At 45.5% G+C, this 21259-nt stretch carries 19 protein-coding genes; 12 read left to right on the forward strand and 7 right to left on the reverse strand.

Annotation, left to right across the window (positions count from 1 at the left end):
* Positions 1–311 precede the first annotated feature (311 nt).
* The 5 genes from KNP02_RS08520 to KNP02_RS08540 all read left to right on the forward strand — a co-directional run bounded on the left by KNP02_RS08520 (position 312) and on the right by KNP02_RS08540 (position 3995).
* Positions 312–2165, forward strand: coding sequence for a heavy metal translocating P-type ATPase (locus KNP02_RS08520; RefSeq protein ID WP_029333961.1), 1854 nt, complete (start codon positions 312–314; stop codon positions 2163–2165).
* A 192-nt stretch (positions 2166–2357) separates the two neighbouring features.
* Entirely contained in the window at positions 2358–2591 is a 234-nt protein-coding gene (locus KNP02_RS08525; protein ID WP_029333960.1) for a heavy-metal-associated domain-containing protein, read from the forward strand.
* A gap of 33 nt (positions 2592–2624) precedes the next feature.
* Positions 2625–2924: an iron-sulfur cluster repair di-iron protein, ric gene (locus tag KNP02_RS08530; protein ID WP_128123856.1), complete on the forward strand. Its 300-nt coding sequence runs from the start codon at positions 2625–2627 to the stop codon at positions 2922–2924.
* 65 nt (positions 2925–2989) lie between these two features.
* Positions 2990–3223, forward strand: a complete 234-nt coding sequence (locus KNP02_RS08535) for a heavy-metal-associated domain-containing protein (RefSeq protein ID WP_026907428.1) — start codon at positions 2990–2992, stop codon at positions 3221–3223.
* Between the two features lie 64 nt (positions 3224–3287).
* Positions 3288–3995 carry a Crp/Fnr family transcriptional regulator gene (locus KNP02_RS08540; protein ID WP_029333958.1) on the forward strand — a complete coding sequence of 236 codons (708 nt, stop codon included), beginning with the start codon at positions 3288–3290 and terminating at the stop codon, positions 3993–3995.
* A gap of 670 nt (positions 3996–4665) precedes the next feature.
* On the opposite strand, the gene ahpF is transcribed toward KNP02_RS08540, so the two are convergent.
* Both ahpF and ahpC read right to left on the reverse strand, forming a co-directional pair.
* Positions 4666–6189: an alkyl hydroperoxide reductase subunit F gene (ahpF, locus tag KNP02_RS08545; protein WP_214708257.1), complete on the reverse strand. Its 1524-nt coding sequence runs from the start codon at positions 6187–6189 to the stop codon at positions 4666–4668.
* A 12-nt stretch (positions 6190–6201) separates the two neighbouring features.
* A complete protein-coding gene (gene ahpC / locus KNP02_RS08550; RefSeq protein WP_021067918.1) occupies positions 6202–6765 on the reverse strand; it encodes an alkyl hydroperoxide reductase subunit C in 564 nt (187 codons plus the stop codon).
* Between the two features lie 322 nt (positions 6766–7087).
* Between ahpC and KNP02_RS08555 the strand changes: the two genes are divergently transcribed.
* The gene (locus tag KNP02_RS08555; protein ID WP_138860196.1) at positions 7088–7774 is read left to right on the forward strand and encodes a BglII/BstYI family type II restriction endonuclease; all 687 of its coding nucleotides are present in this window, start codon (positions 7088–7090) and stop codon (positions 7772–7774) included.
* Positions 7775–7787: 13 nt separating this feature from the next.
* Here the strand turns inward: KNP02_RS08555 and KNP02_RS08560 are convergent, their stop codons facing one another.
* Complete coding sequence (locus KNP02_RS08560) at positions 7788–8234, reverse strand: very short patch repair endonuclease (RefSeq protein ID WP_058765246.1); 447 nt, start codon at positions 8232–8234, stop codon at positions 7788–7790.
* 54 nt (positions 8235–8288) lie between these two features.
* Complete coding sequence (locus tag KNP02_RS08565) at positions 8289–9659, reverse strand: Sau3AI family type II restriction endonuclease (protein ID WP_214708259.1); 1371 nt, start codon at positions 9657–9659, stop codon at positions 8289–8291.
* A 142-nt stretch (positions 9660–9801) separates the two neighbouring features.
* On the opposite strand from KNP02_RS08565, the gene dcm reads away from it, so the two are divergent.
* Together dcm and KNP02_RS08575 are read left to right on the forward strand one after the other, a co-directional pair.
* Entirely contained in the window at positions 9802–11136 is a 1335-nt protein-coding gene (gene dcm / locus KNP02_RS08570; RefSeq protein ID WP_214708260.1) for a DNA (cytosine-5-)-methyltransferase, read from the forward strand.
* 275 nt (positions 11137–11411) lie between these two features.
* The gene (locus KNP02_RS08575) at positions 11412–12608 is read left to right on the forward strand and encodes an MvaI/BcnI family restriction endonuclease (protein ID WP_214708262.1); all 1197 of its coding nucleotides are present in this window, start codon (positions 11412–11414) and stop codon (positions 12606–12608) included.
* Positions 12609–12661: 53 nt separating this feature from the next.
* On the opposite strand, the gene KNP02_RS08580 is transcribed toward KNP02_RS08575, so the two are convergent.
* Entirely contained in the window at positions 12662–14023 is a 1362-nt protein-coding gene (locus tag KNP02_RS08580; RefSeq protein WP_214708264.1) for a DNA cytosine methyltransferase, read from the reverse strand.
* A 297-nt stretch (positions 14024–14320) separates the two neighbouring features.
* Positions 14321–16189 (reverse strand): molecular chaperone HtpG, encoded by a 1869-nt coding sequence (gene htpG / locus KNP02_RS08585; protein ID WP_214708266.1) that lies wholly within the window; start codon positions 16187–16189, stop codon positions 14321–14323.
* A 279-nt stretch (positions 16190–16468) separates the two neighbouring features.
* Here htpG and gloA2 point away from each other — a divergent pair, with 279 nt between their 5' ends.
* Entirely contained in the window at positions 16469–16849 is a 381-nt protein-coding gene (gene gloA2, locus KNP02_RS08590; RefSeq protein WP_214708268.1) for an SMU1112c/YaeR family gloxylase I-like metalloprotein, read from the forward strand.
* 26 nt (positions 16850–16875) lie between these two features.
* On the opposite strand, the gene KNP02_RS08595 is transcribed toward gloA2, so the two are convergent.
* A complete protein-coding gene (locus KNP02_RS08595) occupies positions 16876–17502 on the reverse strand; it encodes a TetR/AcrR family transcriptional regulator (RefSeq protein WP_214708270.1) in 627 nt (208 codons plus the stop codon).
* Positions 17503–17624: 122 nt separating this feature from the next.
* Here KNP02_RS08595 and KNP02_RS08600 point away from each other — a divergent pair, with 122 nt between their 5' ends.
* The 3 genes from KNP02_RS08600 to KNP02_RS15085 all read left to right on the forward strand — a co-directional run bounded on the left by KNP02_RS08600 (position 17625) and on the right by KNP02_RS15085 (position 21219).
* Positions 17625–18374: an SDR family NAD(P)-dependent oxidoreductase gene (locus tag KNP02_RS08600; RefSeq protein ID WP_214708272.1), complete on the forward strand. Its 750-nt coding sequence runs from the start codon at positions 17625–17627 to the stop codon at positions 18372–18374.
* A 220-nt stretch (positions 18375–18594) separates the two neighbouring features.
* The gene (locus KNP02_RS15005) at positions 18595–18723 is read left to right on the forward strand and encodes a hypothetical protein (protein WP_256441047.1); all 129 of its coding nucleotides are present in this window, start codon (positions 18595–18597) and stop codon (positions 18721–18723) included.
* The gene (locus tag KNP02_RS15085; RefSeq protein WP_353047347.1) at positions 18724–21219 is read left to right on the forward strand and encodes a S8 family peptidase; all 2496 of its coding nucleotides are present in this window, start codon (positions 18724–18726) and stop codon (positions 21217–21219) included. It begins immediately after the preceding gene.
* The last annotated feature ends 40 nt before the right edge of the window (positions 21220–21259 follow it).

Consider the following 21259-nt stretch of genomic DNA (forward strand, 5'->3'; position numbering starts at 1 on the left):
TGTTTAGTAATTGGAGCAAATTCTGAGTAACGCCAATGGATAATGTGAAAGAGTACACTTAAACTAACTACTTTTCTAAAGCCTGCTGAATAAAGAATGTACAATATAATGAATTTTTGTGATTGTATGTCGATGTTCGATAATATATAAGAGTTATTCCGTAAAACAGTTGGTTTTGTTTTGCTGTTCTTTTATAATTTTTCACTTTTACAATAGAACTTGATTCGAATCAATTTTTATTTCATAGAAACATCCTAGACTAGAGTCATCAACAAGGAATACAAATGAAAATGAAATTGGAGGGAATCAACATGCAAAGATATATATTAAGTAAAAAGAATTCCATTACACTGATCAGTGCAATTTTGATTGCACTTGCATTCTTCGGACGATTTTCCTTAGACAACATGGCCATTTTCAATTGGTTGCTCATCATTGCATCCATTCTTGGTGTGGCGCCGATTGCAATCCAAGCCTATCAGGCATTAAAAGTAAAAGTTGTCAGTATTGATGTTTTAGTTACCATTGCAGTTATTGGAGCAGTATTGATTCAAAATTATGAGGAATCAGCCATCGTTACTTTCTTATTCTTATTTGGTTCTTACTTGGAGCAGCGTACCTTGAACAAAACACGTTCTGCCATTAAAGAATTAACAGAGCTGGCACCAGAAAGTGCTTTAAAGCAAATGGAAAACGGAGAATTTGAAGAAGTAGATGTCGATGATGTAGACGAAGGTGATATTTTATTAGTTAAAACGGGTGCAAAAGTTCCGGTAGATGGAACAGTGTTAACTGGTGAAGGTCACATTAATGAAGCAAGTATTACTGGAGAATCTCTACCTGTAAGTAAAAAGGTTGATTCTGAAGTATTTGCAGGATCTATCTTAGAAAATGGAACGATCCAAATTCGAGCTGATCGTGTTGGAGAAGATACAACATTTGGTAGAATTATCGAATTAGTGGAAGAGGCACAGGATTCCAAATCAGAAGCAGAACGTTTCATTGACCGATTCTCAAAATACTATACACCAGCTGTGTTAGTCCTTGGTTTTATTGTTTGGTTTTTCTCAAAAGATATTGAACTAGCTATCACGATTCTTGTTTTAGGATGTCCAGGTGCATTAGTTATCGGGGTTCCTGTATCCAACGTTGCCGGTATCGGAAACGGTGCACGTAATGGTGTCCTCTTAAAAGGTAGTGAAGTTATCAATGACTTTAGCAGAGTAGATACTATCGTTTTTGATAAAACAGGAACATTGACAGTAGGAAACCCTGAAGTTGCCGAAAAAGAATTTTACGGAAAAAATACTGAAGAGGTTCTAGGATATTTAGCAAGTGTGGAGCGTGAATCGGACCACCCACTAGCGAAAGCTGTCCTACAGGATATTGGCGAGATAACTTTCTCTACTGTTGAAGAAACCGAAGTCGTTAAAGGTGGCGGAATTGTAGCAAAAATAGGTGTTCATCGTATAGCCGTTGGTAACGTAGCTTTAATGGAAAAGAAAAATGTGAAATTAAGCGAAAAAGCTAAAAAAGACGTCGAACGCTTTGAGAAAAATGGGAATTCTCTTGTGTTAACTGCGGTCGACGGAGAATTAAACGTTCTGATGGGTATTCGGGATCAAATCCGCCCAGGTGTTAAAAAAGATCTTCAAAAACTGAAAAAACTAGGGGTCAAAAACCTTGTCGTTCTTTCTGGGGACAACCAAGGAACCGTAGATTTAGTTGCTCGAGAACTTGGGTTAACAGAAGCACATGGTCATATGCTACCGGAAGGGAAATCTGCTTATATCGAAAAAATGCAAGCAGAAGGCGGGATCATTGCCTTTGTCGGTGACGGAGTGAATGATAGTCCTTCACTAGCCTTAGCAGATATCGGAATTGCCATGGGAAGTGGAACAGATGTTGCAATTGAAACATCAGATGTTGTTTTAATGAATTCTGACTTTAGTCGTTTACCACACGCATTAGGCTTAACAAAATCAACTTCAAGAAACATGAAACAGAACATTACCATAGCAGTTGGTGTGGTATTAGTCTTACTTGCCAGCCTACTATTTGGTGAATGGATGAATATGTCAATCGGGATGTTGGTTCACGAAGCAAGTATCTTAGTAGTTATCTTGAATGGTATGAGATTGCTTCGATACCGTTTGAGAGAATAATTTTAATAGAAAGCAGTCTTGATGAATGATAAAGGGGAAGTATTCAGGTAGGAAGAACAAAATACTCCCCTACTTTTTCTTAAAACTTGATTTGCATCAAATTCATTTCGTTGAACCTGAACTATACTTAAATTGTAAAGAAGAAGAGGGAAAACAAAAAAATAAAAGATAAGATGAAAGGAGAAATAATTCATGCAAAAAGCAGTTATTCAATTAGAAACATTATCTTGTCCATCTTGTATGCAAAAGATTGAAAATGCGGTGAAAGGATTAAACGGGGTTAATCATGATAGCTTAAAAGTATTATTTAATGCCAGTAAAGTAAAAGTAGATTTTGATTCAGAAACGATCACCATTAACGACATCGAAAAAGCCATTGAAGACTTAGGATATCCAGTCGTCAAATCAAAAGTAAAATCGGCCTAAGACCAAAAAACCACAAGAAAGAGGGAACGAATAATGTCTGAACAGACATTTAACGAAGTAATAACAAACCATTTTGAAAAGCTGGATTTATACACCACTGCAATTACACGGGCCCATGGTAAGAATCACCCAGAAGCCTTTGAAGTACGTGAATTGTTTGAAACAATTAGTGGAAAAGTAAAAGACGCAGGTACGAACAAACCTGACTTAGATGCTGAATTTGCTCAATTACGAAAAATCACAGACAACTACACCATTCCTGGAGATGTATGTGAAACGTATGGAGGCACATTCGAGATGTTATCAGAAGTAGATAAAGCATATCAGGCTTAAAGTAACTCAAAAACAAAAGAATAGATTGGTTTACGGTCGTTAAAAAATGAAGGGGGAAATGATTTATGCAAAAAGCAACGATTCAATTAGAAACCTTATCTTGCCCATCTTGTCTCCAAAAGATTGAAAATGCGGTGAAAGGAATAAACGGTGTGAATCAAGATAGCTTGAAAGTAATGTTCAATGCAAGTAAAGTAAAAGTAGATTTTGATTCAGAAGCAGTCGCTATTAACGATATCGAAAAGGCAATTGAAGACTTAGGATATCCTGTTGTCAAATCAAAGGTAAAACCTGCTTAATCGAGTGAATAGAAAGGAAGCCTAGGATGCCCTCTTAGGCTTTTTATAAAAGGAAGAGGTTATTATGGAACAAAACCAATGTTGTCATCACCAACATGGACATGCAGAATGTATTCGTATTGTCCCCATTTTCAACCATTTGGAAGACTCACAAATGGATTTGATTGCGGAATCTGCCAAGACACTTCATCTTAAAAAAGGGGAAATGTTATTCCGTGCAGATGAGGAAGATGATACCTTATATATTATCAATTCAGGTAAGGCTCGGATTTACCGCTTATCGGATTCTGGAAAAGAACAACTTGTTCGCATTTTAAATCCTGGTGATTTTACAGGTGAAGTCGCCATTTTCCAACCTGGAAGTATTCATGAGAATTATGCGGAAGCACTACAAAATACATCTATTTGTTTAATTAAACGAGGTGATTTACAGAAGTATTTGGTGGAATATCCGCAGATCTCATTAAAAATACTGTCAGAAGTAACGATGCGTTTAAAGGATTCTGAAAAACAAACCACACAAGTAGCGATTGAAAATGTAGAAACCCGCATTATATCCTTTTTAGCTGAGAATATTGAAAAGGGAAGTGGCAATAGTCCAACGATTATCTTACCAATGTCCAAAAAGGATTTAGCCTCGTATCTTGGTACCACACCAGAAACAATCAGCCGTAAATTTACTACTCTAGAAGAACTTGGATTGATTAAACAGTTACCGAAAAAGAAAATTAAAATAATGGATTTAGATCAATTGTTACTTCATACTAAATAAATATAAGCAGAGTAGCGTGCCATCATTAACGTGTTAAGTTTAATAGTACAAAACATAAAATAACAAACATTTTAGCAATCCAATTAGCATATAAAATGGATTGCTAATTTTTGTTGATTTAACAATGTTTATCTACAAAAAGAAAGAGAAATGGCTACTTATTTGGCACTTAATTTTATAATTCATCCCATAAAATATCACCTCCATACAAATTAGTTTCCCCCATTTGTTGGAAAATATTATAGTGTGCTGCAAACGGGTACACAAGGCAATTTCGAGTGTGCTGTAAGGTTAGAAAAATCCTTGCAGTACATTTTTTATAGAAAAGTGTACTTTAAGAGAAATAGTTGGTGTTTATCCGGTGTTTTAATTTGCAAAAAGGGTCCAAACGAAAATGTACAATACACAATCAGATTGCAACAAAACCCCATTTCATGCGGGTTTGAGGCACGTTCTTAAACAATACGAAACTACTTTTTACGGTTTGAAAAAGAGAACACAAGAACGTGACATATGTGAATGATCTCGGTGTATCGGACAGGGGATGGAACCCATTTCGACCGAATCGCGTCTACTTGTTTGAAATCGATTCTGGAGACAAAATCTTGTTTCTACCAGACTCGGGAGAAATTATAAAAACGCGTCCTCCAATATGAGGACGCGTTTCCTATTAGTTGCGAATCATATAATCGAAAGCACCGAGTGCGGCAGTCGCACCAGATCCCATCGAGATGATGATTTGTTTGTAGGCGCTGTTCGTGCAGTCGCCTGCTGCGAACACGCCTGGGATGTTCGTCGCACCGTGACGGTCGACGACGATCTCACCGAAGTTGTTGCGTTCGACCGAGTCGAGCCAGTCCGTGTTCGGGACGAGTCCGATTTGGACGAAGACACCTTCGAGTTCGACGTGATGCGTCTCGTTCGTCTCACGAGACAAGTACGAGATGCCGTTCACTTTGTCCGTACCCGTGATTTCTGTCGTCTGTGCGTTCGTGACGACGGTCACGTTCGGGAGGCTGTGGAGACGGTCTTGAAGCACTTGGTCGGCTTTGAGTTCAGAAGCGAACTCGAGCACCGTCACGTGTTTAACAATCCCAGCGAGGTCGATCGCTGCTTCAATTCCAGAGTTGCCGCCACCGATGACTGCGACGCGCTTGCCTTCGAAGAGAGGGCCGTCACAGTGCGGGCAGTAGGCCACACCTTTGTTTTTGAACTCAGCTTCACCTGGGACGTTGACGTTACGCCAGCGTGCACCAGTCGACAGGATGACGCTCTTACTCTTCAAGACGGCACCGTTCTCAAGTTCGACTTCGACGAGGTCAGTTTTCTCAAGACGCTTCGCGCGTTGGAGATTCATGACGTCGATGCCGTATTCTTTCACGTGCTCTTCCAAGCTCGCGACGAGTTTCGGGCCTTCCGTGTAAGATGTGCCGATGAAGTTCTCAATCCCCATCGTGTCCATCACTTGACCACCAAAGCGTTCCGCGACGATGCCGGTCCGGATGCCTTTACGAGCCGCGTAAACCGCTGCGCTCGCACCAGCTGGGCCGCCACCGATGACGAGGACGTCATACGGGTCTTTGTTTTCAAACGCCGAAGCGTCAGGACCAGTTCCGAGTTTCGCCAAAATCTCTTCAAGTGACATGCGTCCGTTGCCGAACGCCTCACCGTTCAAGAAGACGGTCGGGACAGCCATGATCTCTTTCGCTTCCACTTCTGCCTTGAACGCGCCACCGTCGATCATCGTGTGTGAGATGTTCGGGTTGAGGACGCTCATGACGTTGAGTGCCTGGACGACGTCCGGGCAGTTGTGGCAACTGAGGCTGATATACGATTCGAAGTGGTACGTGCCTTGAATGTTTTGAATCTGTTTGATCGAATCCGCGTCCACTTTCGGCGCCCGGCCGCTCACTTGGAGCAACGCGAGGACGAGTGACGTGAACTCGTGACCGAGCGGGATCCCTGCGAAGACAATCCCTGTCTCTTCAGACGGGCGGTTCACGCTAAAGCTTGGTGTGCGTTCGAGCGTGACGTTCTCGACCGAAATGCGTGACGACATGCTCGCGAGTTCGTTCACGAGGTCGAGCATCTCTTTAGAGACCGCGTCATCTCCAGCGCTGACACGGAGGACGACATCGCCCTCCATAAGCTGGAGATATTGGTCCAACTGTTGTTTAATATCTGCTTCTAACATGAAATCCGCTCCTTACAACTTGCCGACGAGGTCGAGGCTCGGGCGAAGTGTTGCAGATCCTTCTTCCCATTTAGCCGGGCAAACTTCGCCTGGGTTGTTGCGGACGTATTGTGCCGCTTTGACTTTGTTAACGAGTGTGCTCGCGTCACGGCCGATGCCGCCTGCGTTGATTTCAACTGTTTGGATGACGCCGTCTGGGTCGATGATGAACGTACCGCGGTCAGCAAGGCCATCTTCTTCGTTCAAGACGTCGAAGTTACGTGAGATTGTGTGTGATGGGTCACCGATCATGATGTACTCGATTTTACCGATTTTCTCTGATGTTTCGTGCCATGCTTTGTGCGTGAAGTGTGTGTCAGTCGATACTGAGTAGACTTCGACGCCGAGGTTTTTAAGTGTCGCGTATTCGTTTTGAAGGTCTTCCAATTCAGTCGGGCAGACGAATGTGAAGTCAGCTGGGTAGAAGCAAACGACGCTCCATTGACCTTTGAAGTCGTTGTCCGATACTTCGAGGAATTCACCTGTTTGGAATGCTTGTGCTTTGAAAGGTAAGATTTCTTTGCCGATTAATGACATGGGATATGTCCTCCTTGGTTTTTTACTCTAGTGGGATTCTATCTCTACTAGAATAATTATAATGTAATACTAACTTCATATAACCCGCCAAAAATGTCAAGGCATTTGCATGTCTGGTAAAATGTTGATATATCAACGTTAAATGGATAAATCGCTTGACGAAAGGAAAGAAAACGATTACAAAATAAATGTGCTTTTGTTTTCAATCCTGTATCCTGATAAAGTGATTAGGAATAGCGAGAGTTTGAATCGAGTGAAGGAAAGTCGTTTATTCTCGTCACGAAGTACATCATTATCAATTACATATAAAAGGGTGAGACAGTTGAACTATCGAATTCATTCACACCGCTTCGGGGAGACAATACTTAAAAATGATGAGGAGTTCACAGAGATTTGGAGAGAAATTCATGACATCATATCTTCCATAAGTGATGATGACATCATTCAAAAATTCGAAGAGAAGTATGCGGACAAGAATAAAAGTCTGTCCTCAACCTTGAATGATTTATTCAAATCAGAGTTTTCAAAGAGAGGATGGGCCAGCGAAAGTCCGATCTTCCAAGACCGTGACTATTCAGAGAATGTATGGCGTCTCGATTTTGCCAAAGAGAATATCTCGCTGGAAGTAGGTTTCAACCATTCGGGAACGATTGCATGGAATCTATTGAAACCGGTCATTGCGAGCGAGTTGAACCATGTCGAGAAGGCAATTCAAACACGGATTGGTGTGATTATTTGTGCGACCCAAAGACTTCAGCGGGCCGGAAATTTCGACAACGCCATCGGTACATATGAGAAATATGTCCACCATTTGAAACCGTTGAACACTCAGTTGACCGTACCAATCGTCATCATCGGGCTTGAAGCACCCGATACGTTCAGGATTGTCGAGCATTTTAATGAAAAGGGCAAAAAAAGAGGCCGTGTAGAAGGATTCTATACGAACCAGATTGTCGATGATGCAACAGAAACTTATGATGAGCCGTTGTTTGATGAGGACTTAGATTAACATGTAATTTCTATTATCCACTTCGTATATGTCGATTGGTTTTGGCCATGTCTACGAAATGGGTGATGGTATAAATCACATGATCAAAGTCTTCATTGACCTGATGCTCCCAAAACCGGAGGATGACCCATCCTTCTTCGACGTAGTGTCTTGTAACGTCAGCATCCCGTTCGATGTTGCGACCGATTTTCTGACGCCAGAACTCGGCGTTCGTCTTCGGAAGTTTGAAGTGAAGGGGGCAGCCGTGCCAGTAGCAGGAGTCCAAAAAGACGACAACACGGAGTCCGGGAAACGAGATGTCCGGTGTCCCATACAACTTCCGATTGTTCTTCCGATATCGATATCCGGCAGCCCATAGTGCTTTCCGGACCTTCACTTCCATCTTCGTGTCCTTGCCGCGATTGCCGCTCATCGTCTTGAAGACGGCTGGACTCGATGCTTTTGGTACATTTCTGGCCATACCTTCACCTCCCTCTAATAGGAAGATTCCACGTGAGGGAGATAAGTACTCATTTTACGCGTCTAGAATCTGCTGGATGTAGTTTCTGTCCAACCAAAACGATTGTTTTGTGATCCACTGACCGTCTGGGAGTTTCACTTTGTCCTGACCGTCGGCTCCTTTTGAGCGCACATGGGCGACCTGATTGAACTTCGGGCCGGGAAGATTGTTTTTAACTCGTTTACCCGAAGGTATCAGTTTTACTCCAGTATGGACAATGTGTTTAGCCTCGAGCCACATCGACTTCAATTCGCCATCGACCGTTTCAAGCGGCATGTTCCATAGACGTATCCCTTCGAAACGAGGGATACGTTTTTGTTTGGGCACGTACTCCTCGTCATATCGGAATACGAGGAAGAGGTATTTCTGTTCGGCGAACGTGTCATACAAGTCGGATTCTTCCCACTCGTCTCGAGACAAGTCGTCGAAATCGACTTTTCCGAACGACATGTGTTCCCGAATCTTGCCGTCAGGCTCTCGCGCAATCGTCTTGAACTTGATGTTCGCTTTCGCGAACTCTTCGATGCTCGACAAATCAGTCTTCCTGACTCCGAAAAGTTTTGCCATGACTCGTGGAATCATCGCCTTATTGCCCGGGTTATATGGGATGCTTGTCTCTTCGCATAGTTCGAGTACCGTCTTCCCGTAATGAGGCGCGAGTTTTGCCTCGAGGAGTTCTTCAATCGACATTTCTTTCAATTCACCGTGATTGGCGATTGACTCCATCAACTCTGGGGTTAAGTACTGACGGACGAGTCCCGACATATAAGAAGCTTTGAGTGAGAAGGCCCGAGGTTTTGCGGGTTGCTCTGAGAACGGTTGGCTACGGACGACCGAGCCGTTCGCCCCTTTCGTGCAGGCTGACAAGTACATTGTATCGGCCTCGGAGATCAAATGGGCCTCGCCACGTTTGATTTTTGCGACGATTGTCTCCCAGTCTTGCCGCATCACGTCCAAATCCTCTTCTGAGAACTCATTCAAGAACGCTTTATAGATACGGTAGTCGTCGATAGGGATGTTTGGCTCATATTGATAAAGCATAATCAGCATGCTCGTGGCTTTGGATAAGAAGCTCGACGTCTCGAACGAATACTCGTGCTCGTTATGATAATCAATCATGTTCAAGACGAGCCGCTCCTTCGATGAATATGTACCGTTTTTGTTTTTCTTGAAAGGGGTGACCTTCAACTCGATGCCGAGTTCCTCGAAATCAGGCCGTGCGTCCGAGTTGATTTGGTAGCCGAAATGGCTCTCCTCGATGATGTGCCCGAGGGAACCTTTCGAGCGGACATTTTTGATACGCCCGGTCGTGTCGATCTCTCCGAACGTCTTCCCTTCGGCTTCTCTTGCCTTGTCCATCAATTCTTGAATCGTTTCATACCGCAAAGTGAATCCTCCTATATTTTACATTTATAACCATTATAGCGTACCGCTTGATCGAATTCATCGTTCGTGATACACTATTTTCATTGAGTCGAAATTAAAAATAGAGTAAATTTAAGATAGAAAATGCGAAAGGGTGTTCCCATTGATTAAAGTAGTTGAGTTATTTGCTGGTGTAGGAGGTTTCCGCATCGCACTTGAAGGAATTAAAGACGTGAATGCCGAGCCTACATCGGACAAATTCGATGTAGTTTGGGGCAATCAATGGGAACCGGCGACGAAGAGTCAACCGGCTTTCGATTGCTACGCCGAACGGTTCAAGAACCGAGGTATACATTCGAATGAAGATATCGCCTTGTCGTGGATGGAGGCGGGTCCGCACCACCTGTTAGTCGGGGGCTTCCCGTGCCAAGACTACAGTGTCTCGCGCAGCCTCAAGAACGAGCAAGGCATTCAAGGGAAGAAGGGCGTCTTGTTCTGGGAAATCATGAACATTATCGAACAAGAGAAACCGCCATACGTGTTACTCGAGAACGTCGATCGACTCATGAAGTCTCCAGCCAAACAACGGGGACGTGACTTCAGCGTCATGCTTCGTGCGTTCGCCGACCAAGGCTATACGGTCGAGTGGCGCGTCATCAATGCGGCCGACTATGGGTTCGCGCAACGCCGTCGTCGCATCTTCATCTTCGCGACCCGCACCGACCTGAATCATTCGGCACGTGCTCAACAGGCAAACCCTGAGGAATGGTTGCTCGAGTCAGGCTTCTTTGCTCCGGCATTCCCGGTCCATGAACTGACGAGCGAGAAACATCCGGGCTCGCAGTTCGAACTGCCGAAAGATATTGTCGAGATTTCTGACATGTTCTCGGCCACGTACCGGAACGCAGGGATTATGTCGGGCAATCAGGTGACGACGCTCGAGACGTTACCTAAACGCGAAGTGCCGAAGACACTCGGCGAAGTGGTCCAAGAAGTCTATGAGCAGTTCGGTCCTGCACCGGAGCAGTATTATTTGGACACCGAGACGATTAAAAAGTCGGGTCGGAACGAGCAGGAAGAGTTGGCTTACTTGAAAGGGCCGAAGAAAATCGAGCGGACCTCGGCGAGCGGTCACGTGTATGTGTACGCGGAAGGCGGCATGTCATATCCGGACTCGCTCGACCTTCCTGGACGCACAATGTTGACGAGCGAAGGCACGTGCAACCGCTCGAGCCATGTCATCGAAGATCCACAGACGAAAAAGCTTCGTTACTTGCGCCCTGAGGAGTGCGAGGGACTGAACGGATTCCCTTATGGATGGACGGACACGATGACGGACCGCAAACGTTACTTCACGATGGGGAACGCCCTCGTCGTCGGATTGATTGAGCGGATGAGCCATCGAATCGCAGAGGTCCATGAGCAAGAGGATGACCAAAACATCTTGCAGGAAGCGATTCAGATGCAGTTGTTGGGTACGTATAATAATTTTAAATAAACTATGAATTTTCAATTAGTATTAAGAGGTCAAATCCTTATGAGTGATTTGATCTTTTTTTGTTAAGTTTTTTAGCTTTAGTATGTTTTATGGTTTATATGGGCCTTATAAAATCTGGTTAAAGGCATAGGCCTACTTTAAATTCATATATTATTAAACAGAAGATACATTTTTTGTAAGTAAAAAAGGTTAATGCATCTTATATTTGCTAATGTATTATACAGAGATTTAAATTTAAAAAGAGGAAAATAATATTTTAATGGAGGAGTTATTCTATGAATCCACTTTTTTTACCAACAGATTTCGAAAAATCATTGATTCAAATAATCCAAAATTATTGCCGGCATGAGTTTGCGCTCGTTAGGATGACTGATACTATGCTAAAAAAAGGCATTATAGATGCTTCTGAAGAGATAAGACTGTTTTTAAAAACTGAAAGCATTATAGATTTTGAAGAAATTATTCAAGGTGAGAAAAGAATGAGAAACTCTACAATATTATTGTCAGAAGGCCCCTTTCTAACCAAGTGCAGCTTTTATAGACCTAGAACTAAAAATGGTGACCCTAGGTTTTGGGTTTATGGGCTTAAACAACTTGTTGATTCAAACACATTAGTTTATTTAACCTTTCATAAAAAAAGAATTATTGTTATTCCACTGATTAACCATCCTGATTTCAAAAGAAAAATGAAGGTATATTTTGGGGATAATAAAGAAGAAGAGCAGATGGTCAAGAGATTTCGGGATAAAATAAGCGCTGTTGCGCAATCAGGCTGGGTCATGAGTGTCTCCCCTTATAAATTAAACGATAAAGACATAGGAGAGACTCTTGAAAGAGAATTAGGAATTCAAATCAATAATCTGAAAACACCGGATTTTGAAGGGGGAATAGAAGTAAAAGGAAAAAAGATAAATTCTAAAACTAAAGACACTTTGTTTAGTATGGTCCCTAATTGGCAAATTAGTACCGTCAAAAGTTCAAATGAGATGGCTCTCAATTATGGTTATGAGGATAGAGAATATGAAGGCTACAAGGCTTTATTTGTAACTGTAAGTCAAAAACCGAACGCACAAGGATTGTTTTTAGAAGTCGATGAAGAGAATGAAATGATACATCAAAAGTGTTTGCAAGGTGATAAAACAGTAAATGTGTGTTCTTGGAAGTTTGAAGACATAATGCAAAGGTTAAACGCCAAACATCCTAAAACGATGTGGGTAGTTGCTGAACATACTTGGATAAACAGTATGGTTTATTTTAAATACATAAAAGTAGAGTACTCTCGAGACCCGATTTTTACTCAGTTTTTATATTTAGTACAAGAAGGTATTATTACGTTCGATTGGCGAAGAAGGGCTGATATGGGGGCGAAGGTAAAACTAGGCTCATCAAAAATTGATTATGGACAGGGTTTTAGAATAGATCCTCGAAACAGAAAGTTATTGTTTGGAGAAGTAGTGGACTTTAGATTGTAAAATCAAAAATCTTCAGAAGCAATATTACGTCAAATGATGCTTCTGAAGATTAATTAAATTAACGTATGCGTTTTTTTGCTTTCAAAAATTGCTTCCATTATTTTTTCTGATACAGCTTTTGCCAACAAAGGTGGTACTGCATTGCCTACTTGGGTGTATTGAGGAACTTCAATTTTTCTTCTACTTCCTCCGGTGGTACGCTTGCCGAGAAACTCAAAACTGTCGTCAAAAGACTGCAACCTAGCCATTTCTCTCACGGTTGGGATTCTATTTTCGAAAGGTATTAGATAATCATCAGGCAAAGTAACAACAGTAGGTGCTACTTTATTCCTATCAAATCGATATCTATTAATTTTCTTTGTCAGTAATGCTTTAATCAATACGGGATCTGCTGAACCGGATAGAAATGAATTGATAATTTCTTCTTCGCTATAGCTATCTTTAAATTTTAACGTTAAATCTTTTAGCAAAGAAGGATATTCTCTTAAGTCTAATTTCCCACTAGCTAGCCTATTTATTAATGCAGCTACACTTTCGCCCTCTTTATAAAGAGAAAAGCGCTCTTTGACTGAAGAGGTGTGCTGGGCCAAGTCGTGGTTGTATACAGAGTGAGTTACAGGAAGGCTATTCCCATGGATAGTTTTTGTTCTTCCTTTCATAGACTCTACTTGATATTCTGATTTACTTGAATCTATTGTCTTTTTTATTTGTGGGTCTGTAATTAAATCTCCGATTGCTTCTAAAACTGTAACTTTTTGATTTTCTTCAGGAGTAGTCGGCTCAGGATAATTAGGAGGCGTCTGTCCATTCCTATACGCGATAAAAATTGCACGTCTCCTTCTTTGCGGAACTCCATAGTCAGAAGCATCTAAAACCTTTGGTACAAGAGTGGTATATCCTATAGTGTTTAATTCTACCTGAAGAAGATTTGGTACTAAGCTATTGTCTGGATAAACTGTTCCGCTCACTCCGATGAATCCGTCTAACTTAGTAGAATTAAAGCCTTCCACATTTTCCATTACCACGTATTTTGGTTTAAGTTCATTTATGACTCTAAGGTATTCTTTGAAGAGCATATTTCTTGGATCGTTTTTGTCTCTTCTCCCTGCATTACTAAAACCCTGACATGGGGGACCTCCAAATACAACATCAATCTCTGGCACTTCTTGGTCTTTAAATATTTCTAAATTACTAATTTTTTTTAATATATCATCGCCGGTTAATTCTCTGATATCTTTTCTATAGAAGAAGGTGTTTAAGCCTTGAATTAGGCCTAATTGCTCGTGTCTATTAGTATAAGTTTTTTCGACATATTCGTTAATGTCACTAGAAAAAACTATGTGGAAACCGGCTTGGATAATACCCTCGCTCATGCCTCCTGCTCCACAGAATAAATCTACCGCTATAGGTTTCATTTGGTCACTCCTATTAAACAAAAAATGAGGTTATAGTTATTTTATTAAAAATGAGAAGAAAAATCCAGGGATTTATTCTCGCTTGGAAATTATAAAATTCATAGTATTGCTACGTCTATATCATTTACCTTTTACAAATCATATGTGTTTATCATAGGTAATACAATCAATAAGGTTGATTTTTGAAATTCTTTAGAACTTTCTATCGGTTTTATTTGTAAGTGATTTTCAATAAATTTTCAGCGGATGTATATAATGCTTAGTAAAAAAAGACAGAGGTCGCCCTCTGCCTTTCCATTATTCTGCCATCAACGCACACACCGCATTCGAATAGGCGACCGGGTCTTCAATCGTTAGCCCTTCGATAAGGAGCGCCTGCTGATAGAGCAAATCGGTATACTGTTTCGCTTTCGCTTCATCTTCCTTATAGATGCGCTGTAACGTCTGGAAGATGGCGTGATCGGCGTTCACTTCAAGCACTTTTTCAGCTTTCATGCCGCCGCCATTCGGCATCGTGTTCAAAATCTTCTCCATCTCGATTGAGACGTCGCCGGCGACCGTCAAGCAGACCGGATGTGACTTGAGGCGTGTCGATGCGCGCACTTCTTTAACACGGTCGCCCAGTTCTTGTTTCATGAAAGCGAACAAGTCCTTGTTGTCCTCATTGAGTGAATCGGCCGCCTCGTCATCGAGACCGAGGTCACCGCTCGCAATCGACTTGAACTCTTTGTCGTCATACGACTGGAGCATCTTGATGGCGAACTCGTCGATTTCTTCGGTGAAGTAGAGAATCTCGAACCCTTCTTCTTTCAAGCGTTCCGCCTGAGGGAGAAGGTCGATGCGGTGAATCGATTCACCCGTCGCGTAATAGATGTACTTTTGATCGTCTTTCATGCGCTCGACGTACTCTTTGAGCGTGACGAGCTTGTTCTCGTTCGACGAGTGGAACAAGAGCAAGTCTTTCAACTCGTCCTTGGCGGCACCGAACTGATCGTAGACGCCGAACTTGAGCTGACGGCCGAACGACTCGAAGAACTTCTCGTAGTCTTCGCGCTCGTTTTGGAGCATCTTCTCGAGCATGCCTTTGATTTTCGACTTCACGTTTTTGGCGATGACGCGAAGTTGGCGGTCCTGCTGCAGCATCTCCCGGGAAATGTTGAGCGACAGGTCTTCCGAGTCGACCATCCCTTTGACGAAACCGAAATAGTCCGGGAGCAGGTCAGGCGACTTCTCCATGATCAAGACACCGTTCGAGTACAGCTCGAGCCCTTTCTCGAACTCTTTCGTGTAATAGTCGAACGGGACCGTCGATGGGATGTAGAGAATCGACTGATACCGGATCGAGCCGTCGACGTTCAAGTGAAGGTGTTTGAGCGGCTCATCGAAGCCGTAGCGTTTCTCGTGATAGAACGCCTTGTAGTCCTCCTCCGAGAGCTCGCTCTTCCGTTTGCGCCAAATCGGCACCATGCTGTTGACCGTCTCTTCTTCGACGTAATCCTCGTACTCGTCCGAGTCTTCTTTTTGACGGTGCTTCGTCACGTCGAGCTTAATCGGATAGCGGATGAAGTCCGAATGCTTCTTGATGAGCGAACGGATCTCGTACTCTTCGAGGAACGATGAGTACGTCTCGTCGTCCGTGTCAGCTTTCACGTGCAACGTGATCTCAGTCCCGATGTCGGTCTTATCTGTCGGCTCGATCGTGTAACCGTCTGTGCCTTCCGACTCCCACAAGTAGCCTTGTTCACTGTCGACCGAACGGGTGCGGACCGTCACACGGTCTGCCACCATGAACGCCGAGTAGAAGCCGACACCGAATTGGCCGATGAGGCTGTGGTCTTCTTCCATCTTCGTCGCCTGCTTCATCGCGAGCGAGCCGCTCTTGGCGATGATCCCGAGGTTCGATTCGAGCTCATCGGCCGTCATCCCGATTCCGGTGTCACGGATGGTGATTGTGCGGGCGTCTTTGTCGAGCTCGACTTTAATGAAGTAGTCGTCCTTGTTGAAGTCGATTGCCTCATCCGACAAGGCCCGGTAATACATTTTGTCGATGGCGTCACTCGCGTTCGAGATGAGCTCACGGAGGAAGATGTCCTTATGCGTATAGATTGAGTGGACCATCAACTCTAAAATTCGTTTCGATTCGGCTTGAAACTGTTTCTTTGTCATGATCGTTCTCCTTTTTATTTGTTCGATTTTGGCACTCTGATGATAAGAGTGCTAACACTATTGATTATCCTAATTTTTAGGAAGATGTCAACCCGATTCAAACAAAACGTTGACGCGGGGCTCAGATTCACCTATAGTTGAGTACATGCGATGAGCTGGTCTATGTAAGACGGCGGACATTCCTTCGGGAGCACGTTGTGGAGCGTGGTTCGACGCGGTAGACTTTTCGAGAGCACCTCTAGTGAGAGGTGCTCATTTTTTTGTATATGGGGGATTATGATGCAACTACATACCATCCATCACGTGGCGATTATCGCCTCAAATTATGACGAGGCGAAACGGTTCTACATCGATATCCTCGGTTTCGACGTCATCCGCGAGCATCATCGTCCGGACAAGGGCGATCACAAGATCGACCTGCGGCTCGGCGCGTACGAGCTCGAGCTGTTCATCAAACCGGACAGTCCGAAACGGCCGAGCTTCCCGGAGGCGTGTGGGCTCCGTCATCTCGCCTTTAAAGTCGACGACATCGAGTCGGTCGTCGCTGAACTGAATACGCACGGTGTCACGACGGAACCGATTCGGCATGACACGTTCACGGGCGAGAAGATGACGTTCTTCTTCGACCCGGACGGTCTGCCGCTCGAACTGCACGAATAAAGCCCCTTCACGCGAAGGGGCTTTTGTTATGAGCGCACATACGACAAGAGCATCTCTCGCAACACCCGTTGTTGGATGTGCGGTTCGATATCGTCCTCTAAATAACTGATGTGAGACTTCAAAATGATATTGTTGCCGAACGTCCCGAACGCGTTGATGATGGTGACGACGGTCGTTTTCACATCGATGTCGCCTCGAAGCGAGCCGTCCGTCTTCCCATGCTCAATGAGCGGTTCGAGCGTCTCCATGATCTCGCGCTGTAGTCCGATGTAGTTATCGATTCCGGGAAGGGGACTTACGACGAACGAGGCATAACTCTCGAACGCCTCACGGAAGCGAGAGTGACTCGTCCGTTTCATTTGTTGGTCGAGCAAGTAGTCAATGATCGCCTCGAGTCGCGAGTACGCATCTCCCGTCCGGCTCGTCAATTCCTTGAACGCGTCGAGCGTCGGTGCCAAGTTACGGACAGCCGCGGCGACAATCAATTGATCTTTTTTCGGGAAATAGCGAAACAGTGTCGCGACCCCGATTTCGGCGGCGTCAGCGATGTCCTGCATTTGGACGCGCTCGAACCCGTCTTTTAGAAACAGGATTTCAGCCTGACTGATGATCCGATTTAACCGTTCTTCTTTGTTTTGTTGACGTTTACTCATATCATCACCTCTTTGTTCTCTTGTCATTATAACGCTTTGAAGCAGTTTCGTTGAGAATCGAATGTGCATCGACTACTATTGTGATAGTTAGACTATCATAATTTAAGACTGGAGCTGGAATCATGCGGTTAACGGGGAAAGTAGCGGTCATTACGGGGGCAGGCAGTGGTATGGGTGAGGAGACGGCCAGACTGTTCGCACGCGAAGGAGCGACCGTCGTCGCGACAGACATCAATGTTGACGCGGTGACACGTGTCGTCGAAACGATCCGGGCGAACGGAGGAGAGGCGCTCGCGCTTCAGCACGACGTCACTTCGCGCAGTGATTGGGAAAGAATTTATGATGAAGTGCAATCGGTGTGCGGGAAGCTCGATATTCTCGTCAACAATGCGGGCATCGCGCTTGCAAAACCGTTCTTGGAACAGACCGAGGACGACTGGTCACGGACGTATCGAATCAATATCGATGGCGTCATGCTCGGGACGCAGTATGCCATCCCGCTCATGGAGCAAAATGGCGGCGGTTCAATCGTCAACATCTCGTCAATCTCGGCGCTCACCGGTATGGCCGGGGCAGGTGCCTATACGGCTTCAAAAGGGGCCGTTCGCTCACTTACGAAGGCTGCGGCCGTCGATTACGGGAAGCACAATATTCGCGTCAACTCGGTCCATCCGGGCTATATCGTGACGCCGATGAGCGCGCCGCACATGGAGCACCCGGACTATAAACAGCATTTCCTGAATCAAATCGCTTTGCCGAATCTCGGTCAGGCGGGGGAAGTGGCTGCGGCTGTCTTGTTCCTTGCATCGGACGAGGCGAACCACATCACCGGAATCGAACTACCCGTCGACGGGGGTGTCACGGCCAAATAAGAAAAATCATTTGTTCAGGTCAGAGGAAATTCCTCTGACCTTTTTCATATTATTTTTCGAAAAACCATATTAGAGATAGACAAATTGAGCGTTTCCTAAAATAATGAAATGAAGTGATTTTTTGGAGTTAATTGTTGGAACCTTCAAGCCATTATCTCGTATACATGAATTGACAGATCCGTCGGTCGTAGCTATGGACATGTAGAAATGAGGAAAACAGATGAAAGCAACATGGAAACAAGTATTATCATTCGTCACGGTGCTCATGCTCGTCTTGGCCTTGATCCCGCCCTACGTGAGCGCGGATGCAGGAGCGGGCATGCAAGATGCGAAGACGCTCAGCCCGTGAGTGGAGGTCGCGTTTGAGACCGGGACGGACGCAACGAATACATATTGGTTCAAGATGGAGCGGGGTGCCCCGTCATCGATGACACATATGGAAATCCAGTTCGAGTCAACAAAACTCGCAAACATCTCGGTCTATCCGAGCGCCGACATGGCAGCGAAAGATGAGACGTTCGAGCAATATCGTTCGAGCGCGACACAAGAGGAAGAACAACAGGCGGCGACGCTTCGTCTCCCGTATGCATGGGAAGGCCCGTACTACATCAAAGTGGAGTACCTTCCAATGACAGAAGACGCGGAGGAGGCCGCTGCGTCTGACATCAAGCTCGTCTACAACCCGGTCAAATTGCCGGTCAAATATGAGAACATCGAGACTGAGGCCGGCATGTGTGCCGTCGAGTCGATTCTGAATCCGACACCGGAGCGCGACTCGATGTTGAAGCTCATCCGTCGCATTCAGACGGAAGTGTTGTCGCAGTCTGAGGCCGGGAACGATTTGGCCGCCTTGTACTATCGCACGTCTCCGTACTTGATCAAAGCGATTGTGAAAGACGGAGCCAAACGTCAACAAGCGTACAATGATTTGAAGGCGCTGCAGCCACTCATGAACGCGCTCGTCGACCGCAAGGCGTACACGCTCACGAAAGCGGATGAGGCCGCCATCAAGAGTTTGCAGGCCTTCGTGACGACAAACGTCCCGACCGCGTTACAGGCAGAAGTAAACAAAGTAGCAGCCACACTCGGCACAGGTACACTTGCCGGGACACCGCTTCAAGATGTGATGGTCAAATTCGGAGTATCGATTGAAGTCGATGATGCGCCGCGTTATATCGTCAAATACAAGTCGTCACCGAGCAAGTCGATCGGGAAGATGAACGCATTGTCGAACGTCTCGGCAGAACAGATCGATCTCGGTCGCCCAGGTGACCACTTCGCGGTCGTCGATGTCGAGTCGGCGAGCACGAAAACGCAGGCGACGGCCAAGACGACGCTCGAGCGTGACACGAACGTCGAGTTCATCGAGCCAGTCCAGACGTATCAAGCGTTCATGGCCGACACGAGTTACGACTACCAATGGTCACTCAACTCGAAATCGGTGTTGCAGCCGTTCCAGGAAGCTGGAATCGGACTCGATGCGTATGAGGCCCTCAAATTACCTGTCCGTTCGGTGAAAGTCGCCGTCCTCGATACGGGTGTCGATTATCGCCTCCTTGATTTCAAAGGACGGGTCGACATCGCCAACGAGAAGAACTTTGTCGACCCGAACGGGGAAGGCAGCGCGCTTGACGATCACGGACACGGGACACACGTGGCCGGCGTCATCGGTGCGATTCAAAATAACGGGACATCGATGCGCGGGATGATGCCTGCTGTTTCGATTCTCCCGGTCAAAGTGCTCGACGCGAGCGGTTCTGGGGATACGGAACAAATCGCGCTCGGAATCAAATATGCTGTCGATGCCGGTGCGAAAGTCATCAACATGAGCCTTGGCGGCAGCGAGAGCCGGACGATCGGCTACATGTTGAAGTACGCCTATGACCGCGGTGTCGTCGTCGTGGCGGCAACGGGGAATGATGGCGATTCAAGCCTGTCGTACCCAGCTTCATCGAAGTATACGATTTCGGTCGGTGCGACGAACACGTTCGGCATCGTCTCGGATTACTCGAACTATGGCTATGGGGTCGATGTCGTGGCACCGGGCACGAAAGTCGCGAGCCTCGTCCCGAACGGTAACGTCGTCTATATGGACGGAACGAGTATGGCGACGCCACACGTCTCGGCTGTCGTTGGATTACTGCTATCGACACGTCCGGCACTCAAAGTCGAAGAGATTCGTCAGTTGCTCCATCGTACGGCAGAGCCGCTTGCTTTCTCTGGCGGGGATGCGACAGGTGGAATGAGCTATGAAGACGGCCTCGATTATTTCATGGAAGACTCGGAAGAAGAACTTCCGTTCAACTATGACTACATCAGCGGCTATGGCAAGGTCAACGTGCACCATGCAGCTTCGATGCTACGTCTCTACGCCAAACCAGGCGTCGTCCGTGACAATTCGACGGTGTTTGCTGCTAGCGTGCAGAGCGGGACGACAGTGACGGTGTATAACGGCGAGAAACGTCTCGCGACCGGAACATCGAAACAAGCTCGTGTCGCGTTGAACATCGGGGCCCAAAAAGAAGGCACGATTCTCCGGGTCGTCTATAGCAACGGGAAGCTCGCCTCGAGCGAACGCCTCCTCGTTGTGAAAGGTGCCCGTACGAAACAACCGATCGTCTCGACACCACGTGCGAACGCGAAGCAAGTATCGGGTCGCGCGGATGTGGGAATGACGGTCATCGTCCGAGACGCGAAGCGCCGCGTCATCGGGAAAGGGACGACCGGCCTCACGGGAACGTTCGTCACGAAGACACGCACTCTTAAAAAAGGGGAGCGCCTCTCGATCCACATCGAGGACGCGAAAGGTCGCGCGAGTCAGATGAAACACGTCGTCGTCAAATAAGGACATATGAAACAAGGAGTTCGCCGCAGCGAACTCCTTG

It is taken from the genome of Exiguobacterium sp. s40 (assembly GCF_018617905.1).
Lineage (GTDB): Bacteria > Bacillota > Bacilli > Exiguobacteriales > Exiguobacteriaceae > Exiguobacterium > Exiguobacterium mexicanum_A.

Coding starts and splice junctions, on each gene's coding strand:
- htpG (WP_214708266.1), bottom strand. CDS start 16,189: ATGACAAAGAAACAGTTTCAAGCCGAATCGAAACGAATTTTAGAGTTG.
- KNP02_RS08600 (WP_214708272.1), top strand. CDS start 17,625: ATGCGGTTAACGGGGAAAGTAGCGGTCATTACGGGGGCAGGCAGTGGT.
- KNP02_RS08525 (WP_029333960.1), top strand. CDS start 2,358: ATGCAAAAAGCAGTTATTCAATTAGAAACATTATCTTGTCCATCTTGT.
- KNP02_RS08535 (WP_026907428.1), top strand. CDS start 2,990: ATGCAAAAAGCAACGATTCAATTAGAAACCTTATCTTGCCCATCTTGT.
- KNP02_RS08530 (WP_128123856.1), top strand. CDS start 2,625: ATGTCTGAACAGACATTTAACGAAGTAATAACAAACCATTTTGAAAAG.
- ahpF (WP_214708257.1), bottom strand. CDS start 6,189: ATGTTAGAAGCAGATATTAAACAACAGTTGGACCAATATCTCCAGCTT.
- gloA2 (WP_214708268.1), top strand. CDS start 16,469: ATGCAACTACATACCATCCATCACGTGGCGATTATCGCCTCAAATTAT.
- KNP02_RS08580 (WP_214708264.1), bottom strand. CDS start 14,023: ATGAAACCTATAGCGGTAGATTTATTCTGTGGAGCAGGAGGCATGAGC.
- KNP02_RS08595 (WP_214708270.1), bottom strand. CDS start 17,502: ATGAGTAAACGTCAACAAAACAAAGAAGAACGGTTAAATCGGATCATC.
- KNP02_RS08560 (WP_058765246.1), bottom strand. CDS start 8,234: ATGGCCAGAAATGTACCAAAAGCATCGAGTCCAGCCGTCTTCAAGACG.
- KNP02_RS08520 (WP_029333961.1), top strand. CDS start 312: ATGCAAAGATATATATTAAGTAAAAAGAATTCCATTACACTGATCAGT.
- KNP02_RS15005 (WP_256441047.1), top strand. CDS start 18,595: ATGAAAGCAACATGGAAACAAGTATTATCATTCGTCACGGTGCTCATG.
- KNP02_RS08540 (WP_029333958.1), top strand. CDS start 3,288: ATGGAACAAAACCAATGTTGTCATCACCAACATGGACATGCAGAATGT.
- KNP02_RS08575 (WP_214708262.1), top strand. CDS start 11,412: ATGAATCCACTTTTTTTACCAACAGATTTCGAAAAATCATTGATTCAA.
- ahpC (WP_021067918.1), bottom strand. CDS start 6,765: ATGTCATTAATCGGCAAAGAAATCTTACCTTTCAAAGCACAAGCATTC.